The organism is Mycoplasma sp. E35C, assembly GCF_019873825.1.
In the GTDB taxonomy this organism is placed as follows: Bacteria; Bacillota_I; Bacilli_A; order Mycoplasmatales; family Mycoplasmoidaceae; genus Mycoplasmoides.
The window spans coordinates 603,717-620,975 of record NZ_CP068418.1 but is presented as its reverse complement, the minus strand read 5'-3'; the positions used below and the strand labels follow the sequence as shown (position 1 = coordinate 620,975).

At 29.7% G+C, this 17,259-nt stretch carries 13 protein-coding genes; 11 read left to right on the top strand and 2 right to left on the bottom strand.

Translation table 4 applies throughout. The annotated features are described in order from the left end of the window. Positions 1–37 precede the first annotated feature (37 nt). The 5 genes from JJE79_RS02615 to JJE79_RS02595 all read left to right on the top strand — a co-directional run bounded on the left by JJE79_RS02615 (position 38) and on the right by JJE79_RS02595 (position 7,583). Complete coding sequence (locus tag JJE79_RS02615; protein WP_222926078.1) at positions 38–310, top strand: hypothetical protein; 273 nt, start codon at positions 38–40, stop codon at positions 308–310. Between the two features lie 10 nt (positions 311–320). Continuing rightward, entirely contained in the window at positions 321–2,042 is a 1,722-nt protein-coding gene (locus JJE79_RS02610) for a DAK2 domain-containing protein (RefSeq protein WP_222926077.1), read from the top strand. Further along, positions 2,042–3,034: a phosphate acyltransferase PlsX gene (plsX, locus tag JJE79_RS02605; RefSeq protein ID WP_222926076.1), complete on the top strand. Its 993-nt coding sequence runs from the start codon at positions 2,042–2,044 to the stop codon at positions 3,032–3,034. Before JJE79_RS02610 ends, plsX begins: the two co-directional genes overlap by 1 nt. 55 nt (positions 3,035–3,089) lie before the next feature. Continuing rightward, positions 3,090–5,210 carry a ribonuclease III gene (gene rnc, locus JJE79_RS02600; protein ID WP_222926075.1) on the top strand — a complete coding sequence of 707 codons (2,121 nt, stop codon included), beginning with the start codon at positions 3,090–3,092 and terminating at the stop codon, positions 5,208–5,210. Between the two features lie 222 nt (positions 5,211–5,432). Continuing rightward, positions 5,433–7,583 (top strand): ATP-dependent Clp protease ATP-binding subunit, encoded by a 2,151-nt coding sequence (locus tag JJE79_RS02595; RefSeq protein WP_222926074.1) that lies wholly within the window; start codon positions 5,433–5,435, stop codon positions 7,581–7,583. Positions 7,584–7,642: 59 nt separating this feature from the next. On the opposite strand, the gene JJE79_RS02590 is transcribed toward JJE79_RS02595, so the two are convergent. Both JJE79_RS02590 and JJE79_RS02585 read right to left on the bottom strand, forming a co-directional pair. Continuing rightward, on the bottom strand, positions 7,643–8,266 hold the full coding sequence (locus JJE79_RS02590) for a deoxynucleoside kinase (protein WP_222926073.1): 624 nt from the start codon (positions 8,264–8,266) through the stop codon (positions 7,643–7,645). A gap of 2 nt (positions 8,267–8,268) precedes the next feature. Next, entirely contained in the window at positions 8,269–8,916 is a 648-nt protein-coding gene (locus JJE79_RS02585; protein WP_222926072.1) for a deoxynucleoside kinase, read from the bottom strand. A 192-nt stretch (positions 8,917–9,108) separates the two neighbouring features. On the opposite strand from JJE79_RS02585, the gene JJE79_RS02580 reads away from it, so the two are divergent. The 6 genes from JJE79_RS02580 (at position 9,109) to JJE79_RS02555 (ending at position 17,188) form a co-directional block, all read left to right on the top strand. Next, on the top strand, positions 9,109–10,440 hold the full coding sequence (locus JJE79_RS02580; protein WP_222926071.1) for a CNNM domain-containing protein: 1,332 nt from the start codon (positions 9,109–9,111) through the stop codon (positions 10,438–10,440). Between the two features lie 12 nt (positions 10,441–10,452). Next, positions 10,453–12,219 carry a potassium transporter TrkG gene (locus JJE79_RS02575; protein ID WP_255565820.1) on the top strand — a complete coding sequence of 589 codons (1,767 nt, stop codon included), beginning with the start codon at positions 10,453–10,455 and terminating at the stop codon, positions 12,217–12,219. Positions 12,220–12,315: 96 nt separating this feature from the next. Next, the gene (locus JJE79_RS02570; RefSeq protein ID WP_222926069.1) at positions 12,316–13,482 is read left to right on the top strand and encodes an acetate kinase; all 1,167 of its coding nucleotides are present in this window, start codon (positions 12,316–12,318) and stop codon (positions 13,480–13,482) included. Between the two features lie 154 nt (positions 13,483–13,636). Beyond that, positions 13,637–15,052 carry an FAD-dependent oxidoreductase gene (locus tag JJE79_RS02565; RefSeq protein ID WP_222926068.1) on the top strand — a complete coding sequence of 472 codons (1,416 nt, stop codon included), beginning with the start codon at positions 13,637–13,639 and terminating at the stop codon, positions 15,050–15,052. Between the two features lie 54 nt (positions 15,053–15,106). Beyond that, entirely contained in the window at positions 15,107–16,186 is a 1,080-nt protein-coding gene (pdhA, locus tag JJE79_RS02560) for a pyruvate dehydrogenase (acetyl-transferring) E1 component subunit alpha (RefSeq protein WP_222926067.1), read from the top strand. A gap of 24 nt (positions 16,187–16,210) precedes the next feature. Continuing rightward, the gene (locus JJE79_RS02555; RefSeq protein ID WP_222926066.1) at positions 16,211–17,188 is read left to right on the top strand and encodes an alpha-ketoacid dehydrogenase subunit beta; all 978 of its coding nucleotides are present in this window, start codon (positions 16,211–16,213) and stop codon (positions 17,186–17,188) included. The last annotated feature ends 71 nt before the right edge of the window (positions 17,189–17,259 follow it).

Sequence of the window (17,259 nt, the reverse complement as noted above, 5' to 3'; positions counted from 1 at the left end):
AAAAAATATAAATTTGATAAAATAATACGAAAATAAAATGGAAATAACTAAAACAACGTATAATGATCAACTAATCAAAGGTTGATTAAAAGAAGTTATCAAATTAGTTCCTGGAATTGTTGGTGAATTGTCTGATGAAGATATCATTATTGATAACGATACAATTACTATATTAGTTGTTTGCAAAAACGATGTAAGACCGTACCAAATTTGCTTAATGGCACAAAGTACGATTTATTATGAACTTTCAAGATGGGATGATAATCATCCGTATTTCATAAATCTTATAATCAAAGATATAAAAGGATAGATATTTATTTATGGCATCTGATTCACTAACCACCAAACAGTTGCAAACAATGTTTATTGAAGGTTATAATGTAATTTCAACTCGATATGAATACATTAATAACCTAAATGTTTTCCCTGTTCCTGATGGTGATACGGGCACTAATATGAAGATTACGATGAAGGGTGGTGTTGATAGTATTGTTGACAACAACTTTAGTAGTATTCATAAGTTAGGTAAAGTGTTTGCAACAGGATTATTCATGAGTGCTTGTGGTAATTCTGGGGTGATTTTTTCGCAAATCATTAAGGGTTTTGTTAAATCATTACCAGATAGCAATGAAGTTGGTATTAAAGAACTAGTTAATTGTTTTACAGAAGCTAAAGAAGTTGCTTATAGTGTTATTCAATCTCCTGTTGAAGGAACAATTTTAACTGTAATTCGATTAACAGCAGAAGAATTAAAGAAGAAGCAAGATGAAATTAAAAGCGTTGAACAATTGTTTGAAATTGCCATCAATGCTGCTAAAAATGCTTTAGAACAAACACCAAAAATGTTACCAGCACTAAAAACAGCTGGCGTTGTTGATTCTGGTGGGTTTGGTTTAGTTTCATTCTTAGAAGGAATGCAAGCTGAACTAATTCAAGATTTCTCAAATATTGCCAATGATAAAGAGTTTGCTAATAAAAAAGCTCTATCTTCAAAAGCTGAACAAGAATTAGTTGAAGAAGGTCATGGGTATTGTACAGAATTCTTATTAAAAGTTGGTCTAAAAGCTGAAGATAGCCAAACTAAGAAGAAGTTTAATGAATCTAAGTTCAAAAAAGATATTGAAAAAGTTGTTGATTCATTGGTATTAATCAATAACCAAGATGATGGTATTGTTAAACTTCATGCTCATACACTAACTCCAGATGTGGTACTAAGAGAAGCGCAAGTTTATGGTGAATTCTTAAAAGTTAAGATTGAAAATATGAATCGTCAAGTTTCAGAACGTAAGCAAGACGATGATAAGGATAATCATAAAACTGCTGAAATTAAAGCTTCTGCCAACATTGATTTATCAAAAGCTAAAAACTTTAAAGATGAAACAGGAATTTTAACAACCGTACCTTCAAGAGTGTTGGGTAAAATGGTTGTTCAAAATTATGATGTTGATCAATTTATTGATACATCAGCAACTGGTAATCCAACAATCAGAGACTTCATTCAAGCAATCTATAAAGTTAAATCTAAGAACGTTATTATCGTTATTGATGATACAAACCTAGCGCTGGCTGCTAAAGAAGCAATTGCTCAAATTAAAAAATACATTAATTGTGAATTGGTGATCTGCCAAAACTTCATTGAATCATTAAGTGCAATTAGTGGTTATATGCGTGCTGATACTTTAAAAAATAACATTAAAGTATTAAACAAAATCATCAAATCAACAGGTTCTGCTTGCATTTCAACTTCAGTTAAAAACATTAAATATAACTGATTAAATGTTAAAAAAGATGACTTCATTGGAATCATTAACAAGAAAATTGTTGTTAGTGATCGTGACATCTACAAGTGTTTATTAGATACAGTTGAAAAACTAATCAAAGAAGTTAAGAAACCAGAATTAGTTTTAATTATTCATGGTAAGAATACTTCAAGTGCAGAAGTTAGAACCATTGTTAAATTGATCTCAGAAAAATTTGGTATTTATTGTGAAGCGATTAACGGATCACAAAAGATATATCAATATTATGTAGGTGTTCAATAATGTTTAAAATCGCCGTTGATTGTATGGGGTTTGAAAACCCAGTTAGTGAAGCAGTCAAAGCCGTTATTAAATACGCTAAAAAACATCCAGATTTATTCTTTGTTTTAGTAGGTGATCAAAACCAAATTGAGCCACTGATTAAAAACAAAAAGTTTTTAAAATACAGAATTGTTCATACAACTAATTTTGTTACGATGCATGATTCAGTTTTTAGTGCTTATCGTAAAAAAGATAGTTCAATGTATTTAACAATTGAATTATTAAAAAACAAAGAGGTTGATACCATTGTTTCAGCAGGTTCTTCATCTGCTTATGTGGCATTAACTTACAACATGATTAATAAGATCCATGAAAAAGTTAAAGTTGGTTTTATGTCATATGTGCCAACGACAACTAAAAAAGGATTTTATTTCTTAGATGTTGGTGCTAATAAAGAATTTAGTGGTCAAGAGCTTTATTATTTAGCCAAGATGGCTAATACTTTCATCGTCAATGTTTTAAAATATCAACCACTTGTTGGGCTTTTAAATATTGGTACTGAAAAACTAAAAGGTTTTGATTATCACAAAGAAGCGCATGAGCTGTTAGAAAACGATCAATCAATTAACTTTAAGGGGTTTGTTGAACCTCGCGGCTTAATTGATGGTGAGTGCGATTTATTAGTTAGTGATGGTTATTCAGGTAACTTGGTTTTAAAATCTTTAGAAGGTGCTTTAAAATCAGTTGCAAAAATTTTAAAGAAAAATTATAAAATTAACCCACTGGGAGCATTATTCTCAGCTAATGTTATTTATCAAATAACTAAAACATTTGATTATAAAAATAACGCAGGTGCCATTGTTTTAGGTTTAAAACAACTTGTATTAAAAACACATGGTTCAGCCGATGCTAAACAATTTTATTCAACAATTCGTTTAGCTCACGAAAGTTTAATAAATAACCTAATTGAAAAAATCAATCAAGATTTAATTAATTTTTTTGAATTAGATTAATTGCTAAATTTATAAAATTTATATTTTTTTGATAATTTAGTTTGATTTTATATTTATGGAAAATAATAAAGAAAATACGCAAAAAAAGCCAAGAAAATACATTAAAAAGAAAAGACAATTTAATGGAATAAAAACTAAAAAAAATAGAGATAAAAAAGTTGATAATTCACCAAGAGAAGATCGTCCAGTTCCAAGACTATTCCCGATGTTATCAACATCAAATAAGTTTTTACACCAACTAGGCCAAACAGGTAGAAAACATACTTATAAACCAGTTCCTTTAAACGATCCAGAATATCGTAAAAAAATGCAAGAACTTCACGCTCAAGAAGCTAAGAAGATTAGGGTTGCAACTACCAATAAAAACGATTTAAAAACAAATAACAAAAACAAAGTTAGAGTTACTAAAAAAGATTCTAAATTCGCAACTGATGATAAAAATAAAAAAAGAGCAGGATATTATCATCGCAAGAGAATTAAAAGAAATCAATATAACAACGAACAATCACCAACAAATATAAATGTTGGCTATATTAATCCGATTAATTCATTAATTAAGAAAAGTTACGAAGTTCAAAAAACTAATGGTTTAATTGGTGGTGCTTTAAATTCACAAACTAATAACGAATTAAATACTAACCAGGACAATAAACAATTTAATAGAACAAATCGTGTTTATAAAAGAAAGTTTACAAAGAATAATAACGAAACACCAGTTGATCTTAATTTAAATCAAAATGATGCTAATACTATTTCAAGAGTTAAGAGAACTTATCGCTTAAAACCTAGAGGTGTTGCTGAATTAAGAAAAGATCAAAACTTAATTACTAATAACGGAATCCAAGATAATTTATCAGATCAATCTCAACAAATTAATGAAGTAAAAACTGTTGAAAATAACGTTGTAGATTTAAATGAAAAAAATGAAAAATACACGGTAAAAATTGATAAAAACGAAGATCAATCAACAGTTCAAGTTAAACCAAGAAGAGGAAGAAAACCTGGTAGTAAAAATAAAACAGCAACAGTAGAAATTAAAGATGAAATAATTGCTGATACTCCGAAATATTTTGATGTTCCAGAAGCAATTCAAAATGAAGAAGTAACTATTGAAATTAAAGATGAAGCAATTCAATCAAATGTTGTTAATAAAAAGAAAATTAACGCTTTTAGATTAGATCCAGAAAATCCAAGTCAAGATTTTTATTTAAATCGCTTTAAAAAATATGTTCAAATGAGTGAAACTAACTCAGGTGATACAAAATCTGACATCCTAAAACAAAAAATATCTAATCAATCTCCTACATTTGTTAATAAAAAAGTTGATCGTATTTTTAATAATCAACAAAGCATTACTGATCAAGAAATTGGTAAGATTGCTAATTACATCAAAGATAATTATCCAGTTATTTATGATGATTTAAAACAAGATAATCTTAACGAATTTAATAACAAAGGTATTGATGAACAAGAGGATGTTTTTTATGCAAAAGAAGAGCCAGATGACATCAACTTATTATTAAAGAAATTTAAGATAACTACGGATAAAACAGCAATTTATGAACAAGCATTAACTCATAATTCTTATTCAAATGAAAGAAAGTTAGATTATAACTATCAACGTTTAGAATTCTTGGGTGATGCGATCATAAACAAGGTTGTGGCTGAATATTTATTTAACCAAGCAGATTCAACCGAAGGAGAAATGACTAAAGATCGAATTAAGATTATTCAGTCAAAAACTTTAATTAAAGCAGCTAAACAATTAGGATTAGTTGATTATGTAAAAGTTGGCTTTGGTGTTAAATCAACAGCTTTATCTCCAAAAATTTTAGAAGATATTTTTGAATCATTCATTGGAGCATTATATTTAGATCAAGGCGAGTATGCTGTAAGAAAGATCTTACAAGATACAATTATTGGCTATCACTCAAACGGTGAATTGATTGAAACTATTGATTACAAATCAATCTTCCAAGAAATTATTCATTCAACTGGTTTGAATATGAAGATTTATTATGACAAACGTTTTGATCAAGAAAATAATCTTTATTCAGTAAATCTATATGCTGGCGGAATAATGTATGGTCAAGGAACAGATATTAATACCCACCGTGCTGAAATTAGAGCTGCAAAAGACGCTATTAGCAAATTCCATGGCTTATTAAAAATCTAATTTATCTTTGATAAATTAAAACAAAAACCCTTTAACTACATCCATCGTATTAGTTTAAAGGGTTTTTATCATTTTATTAGGATTTTTAATTAAAAAAGCAGAACTTTTATTTTTATTATTAAAAATAAATAAAAACAAACAATTCAATTATTAGCACTCAACAATAACGAGTGCTAATTTTTGTTATAATTAATTTGTAGCAATTGTTAGGAGATTAAAAATATGTTCGCAAGTTTTACACCATCAGAAGAAAAAAGTTCATTAGATAAATATTCAAGAAATCTTAATGATGAAATTGTTAAGAATACGATTGATCCCACAATTGGAAGAGAAGAAGAAATTAGAAGACTAATAGAAATATTAAGCCGTAAAAATAAAAATAATCCAGTTTTAATTGGAGAACCAGGAGTTGGTAAAACCGCAATTGTTGAAGGTTTTGCTAGAAAAATTGTTAATAATGATGTTCCTGATAATCTAAAAGATGTTGAAGTAGTAGAACTGTCATTATCTTCATTAATTGCTGGGACTCAGTACCAAGGAAGTTTTGAAAGTAGATTAAATAATATCTTAAAAGAAGTTAAGAAATCTAACGGTAAAATCATCTTATTTATCGATGAAATTCATCAATTAGTTGGAATGGGTAAGAATTCTTCTAATTCAGCCATGGACGCTGCTAATATCTTAAAACCAATGATGGCAAGAGGTGAAATTAAAGTTATTGGTGCAACAACTATCGATGAATATCGTAAGTACATCGAAAAAGATGGTGCGTTAGAACGAAGAATGCAAAAGATCATTGTTAATGAACCTAGCAAACAAGAAGCATTAACAATTATGCGTGGTTTAAAAGAACGATGAGAAGCATTTCATAAAGTAAGAATATTTGACGATGCTCTAGTTGCTGCTGTAGAAATGTCATCACGATATATTTCAGATCGTTATTTACCTGATAAAGCAATTGACTTAATTGATGAAGCTGCTGCAAAAATTAAAACAATTATTCATTCACTACCACCAGAAATTGATAATTTAAAACAAAAAGTTATTTATTTAAGTACTGAGCTTGCTGCTTTAGAACAAGAGAAAAAAGAAAATCCTGAAATTAAATTAGGAAGAATTGATCAACTTAAAAAAGAAATTAAAGAATTAACTGATCAACAAGATGTGTTGATGAATAAATGAAATGAACAAAAAAAGATTCATGAACGCATTAATAAATTAAAAGAAGAAGTTAATAACATCAATGCAGAAATTGAAAGATTGCAAGCAAAAGGTGAATATACAATGGCTTCTAAATTGTTATATTTAGAGATCCCAAAACGCCAAGAAGAAATCGAAAGAAAAACTAAGGAATTGTCTAATTTTACCGACAATTTAATAAAAACTTCAATTACAAGATTAGAAATTGCAGAGGTAATTTCGCAATCAACAAAAATACCTTTAACTAAGCTTGTGGCATCAGAGCAACAAAAATTATTGAATTTAAAAAATGACTTATCAAAATACGTAAAAGGTCAAGAAGAAGCATTACAAAAAGTATCAGATGCCGTACTAAGAGGAAGAGCTCAGATTAATGATCCAAATCGTCCGATTGGTTCATTCTTATTCTTAGGACCTACTGGTGTTGGTAAAACAGAAGTTGCTAAAAAATTAGCTTATTGTTTATTTGATAATGAAAAAGCGATGGTAAGAATTGATATGTCTGAGTTCATGGAACAACATTCAGTGGCTAAACTAATAGGAGCCCCAGCTGGATATGTTGGTTATGATCAACCAGGTATATTATCTGAAGCAATTAGAACAAAACCTTATGCTGTTGTTTTATTCGATGAGATCGAAAAAGCACACCCTGATGTTTTAAACATTCTTTTACAAATTCTAGATGATGGACAATTAAAAGATAATCACAACCGAATGGTGAATTTTAAAAATACAATCATCATCATGACTTCAAATATTGGTGCAGAAAATATTCTTGCTAACAATCCAGAGAAAGCATTCCAAGAATTGAAGAAAATCATGCGCCCTGAATTATTAAATAGAATTGATGAAGTTGTGACATTTAATTCATTAAAAGACAAAGATATTTTAGATATTTCAGCTAAACTATTAAACGATCTAACTGAGCGAATTAAAGAGCAACAAATTGTGATTAATTTCGATAAAAAAGTTATAGAAAAAGTTGCAAAAAACGGTGCAAATTCTGCGTTTGGTGCTCGCCCATTAAAACGTTATATTCAAAGAGAAGTAGAGAACTTTTTGGCTAAAAAAATTCTTGAAAATAAACTTGAAAAAAATCAATCATATATTTGCACAGTTAATCCAGAAACAAACGAATTAGTAATTCAAAATACTAAGAAGTTAGTTTCATAAAAAATTAAAAAAACACGGTAAAAATGATAAAAAAACGAGCTATGAACTCGTTTTTTTATTTATTTTTTATATCGATTTATTAACTGAATTGCTTCATTAAAAACTTGATCTTCATTCTTATTATTTGTATCTAAATATTCAACGTTAAATCCAAACTTTTTTTGTTGATTTTGAAATTCAATTTTATATTTAGCATACAGTGTTTGCCAGTATGTTAAATTATCATTGAATGTTGAAGTTTCTACTAGACGATTTCTTTTGAAAATTCTTTTCTTAAATTCTTCAAAACTTAAGTCTAAATAAATAACCAAATCAGGAAGTTTATCTTCTGAGATTAAAACATCAAATAATGCTTCATATCCTCTTAAAAACTTATCAGATTTTAAACTAAGTTTGTTTTTAGCAAAAATAAAGTGTTCTTGATTAAAGCGATCTGCGATTATGTATTCATAATTTTCATTAATTGCTTGTTTTAGGTGCCTTGAATAGTTTTGAATTACATATGATTGAAAAGCGAAATCAATTGAACTATTTTTGTTATATAACCACTCTAAAAATTTTTGAAAAACAACATCATCTTCTTCATATTCATATAACAATTTTGCGTTTTTATAATGCGTTGATAATCTTTTAGATAAGCTAGATTTTCCGCTAGCTACCATTCCACTAATAGCTACTATCATGACTATCTCTTGTGGTTATCAATAATTTCTATTGCTTTTTGAAAAACTTCTTCTTCAGTTAAATTATTAGTATCAATATAGTAAGCATTTACTTTGTACTTGTTACATAAAAATTCGAATTTTTTACGGTAATTTTGATGTAATTCTTTCCAATATTCTAAATTTTGATCGAAGTTTACTACTTCAACATCACGGTTTCTAAGAAACAATCTTTTCTTGAAATTTTCAAAATTTAAATCTAAGAAAATTGCGATATCAGGAATTTCTTTTTCATCAATCATTGCATCAAACATTGATTGATATGCATTTAAAAATTTCTCACCTTTTTTAGACAAAATTAATGTCGCAAAAATGTTGTGTTCAATACAGAAACGATCCACAATAATGTGATCATGATCAGGATTTTTATTAGTTCTTTTGAATTCCTGTCAAATTTCTTCTAATTTTGTTGAGTGATTTTCGCAAATATAAGCTTGAAAACTTATTTCTGTATTTGGTTGTTTTTCATACAACCATTCCAAGAATTTATTAAAAACGACGTCGTTTTCCTTAAATTCTTTTAATAACATTGATGTTTTGTAATGTTCATGGATGCGCTTTGATAAAACACTCTTACCACTCGCAACCATACCGCTAATACCGATTAACATTAACTTTGCCCCCTAAATTGTTCTTTATATCGCTTAATATTATAACCCTTATTAATATATTAATAAGGACTAAATTTTTATCAAAAAAACGGTAAGCAAATTGATTTTTATTTTTGTTAAAATTCTAGCTTACACATTTAAAGGTTTTATCCAATATAATATAATCGTAGTTAATTTAATTATTTAAATTATATGAACTCTGAAAGTCCGTCCCTCTCGGGTACAGCATCAAATCTAAATGATAGCCAAACGATAGCTATTTATGTGCTTTATGGCATTTTAATCTTTGGATTTTTAATTATTTCAATTATTTTTTCAGCTTCTGAAACAGCTTTTACTAGCTTAACTAGTTTCAAATGGAATAGTTACATCAAAGAACATAAGCTGCAAAAAAAGCTTAAAACAAAGATTATCAATAAACTGTTAAAGAATTTTACTTTAACCTTATCAACGATATTAATTTGCAATAATATCGCAAATATTATTATTTCTACGTTATCAACGTTGCTGTTTAATAAGATTGTGCCAGATGAAACATTAGCTTCATCGATTGCGATTTTTGTAACAACATTTATTACGTTGCTGATTGGAGAAATTGTTCCTAAATCAATAGCTAAATTCCGACCAATCAAAACAGTATTATTATTTAGCTTCATCTTAGGATTTTTTTATTATTTAGTTTTGCCAATAACTTATTTATTGTCAAAAATGTTTAAAAAATATTCAAAAACTCAAACTAGTGAAAAAGAAGTTGCTTTTTTCATTGATGAAGTTAAAAATGAAGGAATTTTAGAAGAAGAAGAAGCGTTATTAATCAAAAATGCGATTAATTTTGATGAAATTACCATTGATAAAAAAATGGTGAAATGATCAGAAGTTACTTATGCACATGAACATAGTTCGATTTCGTTGATTAAAAAACACTTTTTAACTGATAACGTTTCAAGAATTCCGATTGTTAATGATGAAAATAAAACAATTGGAGTTTTACATTTAAAAGAATATTTAAGTATTGTTGAAAACAAAGATGAAGATAATTGAATTAATTATCTAACTAAACCGTTGTATGTATTGTCAGATTTCAAACTCGATGAAGTATTAAGATCGATGCAGCGCAACAGGGTGCAATTAGCAATTGTTGTTAATAATTTCAATGATTATGAATCAATCGGAATTATTAGTATGGAAGATCTATTAGAACAACTTGTTGGTCGAATTTATGACGAACAAGATGAAGTTGGTATGGTCCAAGAATTAAATAACAATACATGGTTGGTTGATTCATCAATTAATGCTCAATATTTTTTACATAAATACATTAATGCTGAAATTGATGTGAAAAAGAATATTAAATTATTAGAATATATCAATAACAACAAAGAACATCATGCTAAATTTGAGAACGATATTTATTATGATGACTATATGAGTGTTAAGTATGTCAAAGACAATCAAGACACAACCATTAAGTTGTTAGAAATTTCCAAAAACGAATTTCAAGCCACTGAAGCTAATTTAATTTAAGATTGTTAGGTGATGAAACGCAATAAGAAGAATAATCTAACCCTTGATAAGAAAAAAAAGATCAAAAAGATCTTAAAGATTATTTTTATTGGTGAAACGATCAGTCAGAAGATTGCTCATTTCTATATTTATTTCATTTTGATTGGATCGATCTTGCTATACATACCAGTATCATTACAACATGTGCAAGATGGTTATGAAAAAGTTACTAGTCTGACTTTTGATGGATTAAATAGTCAACCAACTATTGAAAAAGAACGATATTCATTTATTGATGCTTTTTTTATAGCAACATCCGCATTTAGTGATACAGGATTATCCACGGTAGTTGTTCGCGAAACTTACACGATTTTTGGTCAGGTTATTTTAGCAATTCTGATTGAAGTTGGTGGTGTTGGTTTCGTTGTCTTTTGATATTTAATTTGACGAATTTTTGCGAAGATTTTTAAAGATCGTTCAACTTTAGAAAAAACATTATTACTCCAATCTGAACGTGGTGGTGAGAAATTATCAACGACTTCAAAAACGATAATTGTTGCTGTAATTGCAGTGATGATTTTTCAGATTATTTATTCGATTTTTTATGGATTATATTTTTATTTCACGCCAACTTATGAACAACAAAATTTATTAACATCAACTCCAAAAAATGATTGATCATTAGTTGATTTCAAAGCTTCACAATTAACTGTTGATAACAAACACCAATTCTTTTTTACATATCATAATGTGCCTAATGCAATATGAGCTGGGATCTTTCATTCAGTATCATCAATTAATAATGCAGGGTTTGATATCTTTGGTCCGTTTTCATTAGCTAGCTTTCGTAACGACCACCATATTGTGTTGTTATTTATTACTGCAACCCAATTTTTTATTGGTGGTATTGGTTATCCGACAATCTTTGATATTTACGAAAAAATTCGTTACAAAAAACTTTATAAAAACACCCTTAAATACAAGTTTAGTATCTTTACTAAACTTTCATTAATTACTTCAACGGTGTTATTGTTATTACCAATAATTGTTGTTGGTCCTGTTGAATTATTAACCAAAAATGGTTCATATCAAATCTTGGATCAAATTTATGATGAAGCAACCAGATCAAATGCCAACATAATTTTTGAACCATCATTAAATATTAATTCCAAACAAGATCTGTATCAAGTTGTGTATGGAGCTAATCCAAGATTGAATTATGTAATGAATTTATGATTCATGATTTTTTCAACAAGATCAGCAGGATTTTCAACAATTAGTACATACAATTTAACTGATACAACGAAGTTAATATTTAGTTTATTGATGTTTATTGGTGCTGCCCCTTCATCAACAGCTGGGGGGATTAGAACGACAACTTTTGCATTAGTAATGGTTGCAATTTTCCAAAAATTCAGAGGCTATAAACAAGTTAGATTATTCCGACGTTCAATTCCAGCTGATACAACATCAAATGCTTTTTTAATTACGACATTAAGTAGTATCTTTTTAATCGTAGCAATCGTTGGTGTTCATATTACTCTAAGTGCGTCATTGCCTGAACATCACTTCAGTATGATGGATGTCTTTTTTGAATACTCATCAGGCTTTGGAACGGTTGGATTATCAGTCGGAATTACGCCATATATTACTTCGATCATTTTCATTCCATTAGTCTTCTTGATTGCTTTGATGATTATTGGGCAACTAGGTGTAAGCACGTCAATTCTGGCATGAGTTAAGAGTGATGTTATCAAGTCAAATTATTCATATATTGACGAAGATGTAAAAATTGGTTAGCCAGATTATTGAATATTCAATAATAAGAAATTATTCATTACAAAAAAATCTGTTAATTTATCATTATTCAAAATAAGTAAAGGACAAATTAACAAAATGAATAAAATCTTAGTGATCAACGCTGGATCAAGTTCGATTAAATTCCAATTATATGATGCTAATGAAAAAGTATTAGCTAAGGGATTATGTGAACGTATCTTTATTGATGGTGCGTTTAAATACGAATTTGCTGATGGCACAGAAGTTGATGGCAAAACTGCTTTTCCAACACACAAAGAAGCATTAACTCATTTATTAGATTCATTAAAAAAACATAAAGTAATTAATGATCTTAATGAAATTGTTGGTGTGGGTCACCGTGTGGTGCAAGGTGCTTATTGAAAAGATTCAGTATTAGTTACACCAAAAGTATTAGAACAAATTCATGAGTTAGCAAAACTAGCTCCATTACATAACAAACCAGAAGGTGATGTTATTGAAGTTGTTCAAGAATTAATTCCATCTGCTAAAAACGTTGCGGTATTTGATACAACTTTCCACACATCAATGCCAGAAGTTTCATGAGCATATGCAATTCCAAGTGAATGAAAAGAAAAACACTTAGTTCGTCGCTATGGTTATCACGGAACTAGTTATCGATATGTAACTCAACGCTTTGAAGAATTATTAAACAAAAAAACGGTAAATTTAATTGTTTGTCACTTAGGTAATGGTGCTTCATTGGCTGCAATTAAAGATTCAAAATCAATTAATACATCAATGGGATTCACTCCACTTGAAGGTTTAGTAATGGGTACAAGAAGTGGTGATATCGATCCATCAGTAATCCAATATATTGCAAAACAAACTAACCAATCAATGGATGATTTAATCAACGCTTTAAACAAAAAATCAGGATTACAAGGTTTATGTAATTATGCTGATATGCGTGATGTTGAAAAAAATCTACCAGCAACACAAACAACATTAGACATCTACACACAAAGAGTGGCAGATTACATTGTTAAATATGCAAACCAAATTCAAGCTCCAATTGATGGTTTAGTATTCACTGCTGGGGTTGGTGAAAACTCAAAACTAGTTGTTCAAGAAGTTGTGAAAAAACTTTACTTATTAAAAGCTTCACTTGATCCAAAAGCATTTGATAATAAATATTCAGATTACAGAAAACTATCTGATGCTAATAGTGAATTAAATGTTTATCAAGTAAGAACCAACGAAGAAATCATGATTATGCGTGATGTAATTCGTCTTTCAAAATAATTTTATTTATTTTGTCAAGGGTTATTTTTAAAAAAACATCAGATTTTAGTTTTTAAACTAAGTGCTTTTTAATAAAAAAATACTTATTAATAAAAATTAATCAAATTATCATTAATAATATCTATAGAGATTTCATAAGGATAAAAAAATACAAATGAAAGTAATTGTAGTAGGAATTAACCATGCTGGAACATCTGCAATCCGCACGATGCTAGCTGAAAATCCAAAATTAGATGTAGTTGCTTACGACCGTAACGACAATATCTCATTCTTAGGATGTGGTATTGCTCTTGCTGTTAGTGGTGTTGTTAAAGACACAACTGATTTGTTCTACTCTAATCCAGAACAACTTAAATCAATGGGTGCTAAAGTGCACATGAAGCACGAAGTAATGGCTATTGATCACAAAAACAAAAAAGTTGTTATTCGTGATTTAGAAAAAAACACTACATTCGAAGATAGTTATGACAAACTAATCTTAGCGACTGGTTCATGACCAATTACAACAACTGATGCTAGCTTACCATTTACTGAAAAATACTGTGGTGGTATTGAAGGTTTAGTTGCTTGTAAAACTTACCAACACGCATTAGAAATCATTGACCAATTCAAAAAACCTAATGTTAAAAACGTTATCGTAATTGGTGCTGGTTATATCGGTGTTGAATTAATTGAAGCTGCTCACATTCGCGGTAAAAAGACATTATTAGTAGATATGCTACCAAGACCTGCAGCAAATTACTTTGATAAAGAATTTGGTGAAGACGTAGTAACTACTATGAAAAAAGAAGGTGTTGACGTACGTTGTGGTACTAAGGTACTAGGTTACTTAGTTGACACTGAAGGTGGTAAAAAAGTAATCAAAGGAATTACTCTAGAAAAAGATGGCCAACAAGAAAAAGTTGAAGCTGACTTAGTAATTCAATGTATCGGTTTCTTACCAAACACTTCATTATTACCAGATGCACACAAAGTTAAAAACGGTGCGTTAATTATTGACCAATATTGTCAAACTTCAATTAAAGACGTTTATGCAATCGGTGGTGCTGCTGCAATCATGAACGCTGCAACTGGTGAATACCAAAACGTTGACTTAGCAACAAACGCTGTTAAAACCGGGGTAGTTGCTGCTAGTCACATTAATGGTATGGATAACATCAAGTTAGAAAACATCGTTGGTACTAACGCAATTCATATCTTTGGTCACCACTTAGCTTCTACTGGTATTTCTGAAGAAGTTGCTAAAATTCGTGGTATTGAAGTAGCTAGCTCTTACTTTGAAGATGCTGACCGTCCTGAATGAATGAACACTTATGACAAAGTTAAGATTAAATTAGTATTTGATCCTAAGACTTTAAGATTACTAGGTGCTCAATTAGGTTCAGCAAAAACTAACCACTCTGAAGTTATCTACTTCTTAGCATTAGCAATCCAAAGAAAATTAACTCTTGTTGATATTGCATTTGCTGATGTATTCTTCCTACCTCACTACAACAAACCATTTAACTTTATTATTAGTGCGATTTTACAAGCATTAGGATTAAACTACTTTAAACAAAGTATTAAATAATTGTGCTAAAAAAATTTAATAAAGTAAAACTTATAAAAGGACACAACAATAAATATGGCAATCATTGTTAAAAATAAAATTCCTGAACTTTTACATAAGGTAATTGACAACGAAGGTCGTCTAATTGACCCTAACTATGTTCAAAAGTTATCAGACGATAGAATTATTGAAGCATACTACTACATGAACTTATCAAGAGAACTTGACAAGAAAATGTTAATTTGACAACGTTCTGGTAAGATGCTTACATTAGCACCAAACCTTGGTGAAGAAGCTTTACAAATTGCTACTTCAATGGCAATGACTAAGAAAGACTGATTAGTACCAGCTTTCAGATCAGGTGCTTTAATGTTACACAGAGGGGTTAAACCTTACCAATTAATGCTTTACTGAAATGGTTCTGAAAAAGGAAACGTTTTTGATGAAGGTGTTAGAGTAATTCCAGTAAACATCACAATCGGTGCTCAATACTCACAAGCTGCTGGTATTGGTTATGCTCTAAAATACAATAAAGAAAGAGCTGCTGCTGTTACTTTCATCGGTGATGGTGGTACTGCTGAAGGTGAATTCTATGAAGCAATGAACATGGCTTCAATTCACAAATGACAAACAGTTTTCTGTGTAAACAACAACCAATACGCTATTTCAACTAGAACTCACTTAGAATCTGCTGCTAGTGATATTTCAACTAAAGCAATCGCAGTAAACATGCCAAGAGTAAGAGTTGATGGTAACGACTTATTAGCTTCATACGATGCAATGTTAGAAGCTGTTGAATATGCTAGAAGTGGTATGGGTCCAATCCTTGTGGAATTCATTACTTACCGCCAAGGACCTCACACAACTTCAGATGACCCTTCAGTTTACAGAACTAAAGAAGAAGAAGAAGAAAACAAAAAATCAGATCCAATTGCAAGAATTAGAAAGTTCTTAACAGCTAAAGGTCTATGAGACGATGCTAAAGAACAAACTATGTTTGATCAAATTCAAGCTAAGATTGAAGAAGAATACCAAGTAATGTTACAACACGTTAAAACAACTATTGATGATGTGTTTGATCACACTTACGCTACTTTACCAGAAGATCTACTTGAACAAAAAGCAATTGCTAAAAAATACTTTGAAAATAAATAATCCTTGTATTGGAGAACTTAAATAATGAGTGAAAAAATTATCGTAAATAATATCGAAGCTTTAAACAACGCTTTAGATATCGCTCTATCAAAAGATAAGAGTGTAGTATTATATGGTGAAGACGCTGGGTTTGAAGGTGGTGTATTCAGAGCAACTAAAGGTCTTCAACAAAAACACGGTGCTGAAAGAGTGTGAGATGCTCCGATTGCTGAAAATGCAATTATGGGTTCTGCTATTGGTGCTTCATACGTTGGTTTAAAACCAGTTGTTGAAATCCAATTCTCTGGTTTCAGTTACTTAATTATGCAACAACTATTCTGTCACGCTGCAAGAATTAGACACAGAACTAGAGGTCAATTAAACGCTCCATTAGTAGTAAGAATGCCTATGGGTGGTGGTATTAAAGCTCTTGAACACCACTCTGAATCATTAGAAGCTATTTATGCTCACATTCCTGGTGTTAAGGTTGTTATGCCATGTACTCCTTATGACACAAAAGGTTTAATGTTAGCTGCTATTAACGATCCAGATCCAGTTATTTTCTTTGAACCTAAGAAAATTTACCGTGCTTTCAAACAAGAAATTCCTGCTGGTGAATACATTGTTGAAATTGGTAAAGCTAACGTTTTAACACAAGGTAGCAAATTAACTATCGTAACTTACGGTTCAAACGTAATTGATACTTTAGAAATCGTTAAACAATACCCTGCTGGTGATATTGAATTAATCGACTTAAGAACTATTAAGCCATTAGACTGAGCTACAGTTTTAGGTTCAGTTCAAAAAACTGGTCGTTTATTAGTTGTTCACGAAGCTGTTAAATCATTCAGTTTAAGTGCTGAAATTATTACAAGAGTTAATGAAAAATTATTCAGCAGCTTAAAGAAAGCTCCAATGCGTGTAACTGGATTTGATATTACAGTTCCATTAGCAAAAGGTGAAGCAATTCAATTTGATCTTAAACAAAGAACAATTGATGCAATCAACGAACTATTAGCTTAAATTTTTAAATAATATCTATCGTTTTTATTAGCTTTAATAGCTCAATAAAAGCGATATTTATTACCTTAAAA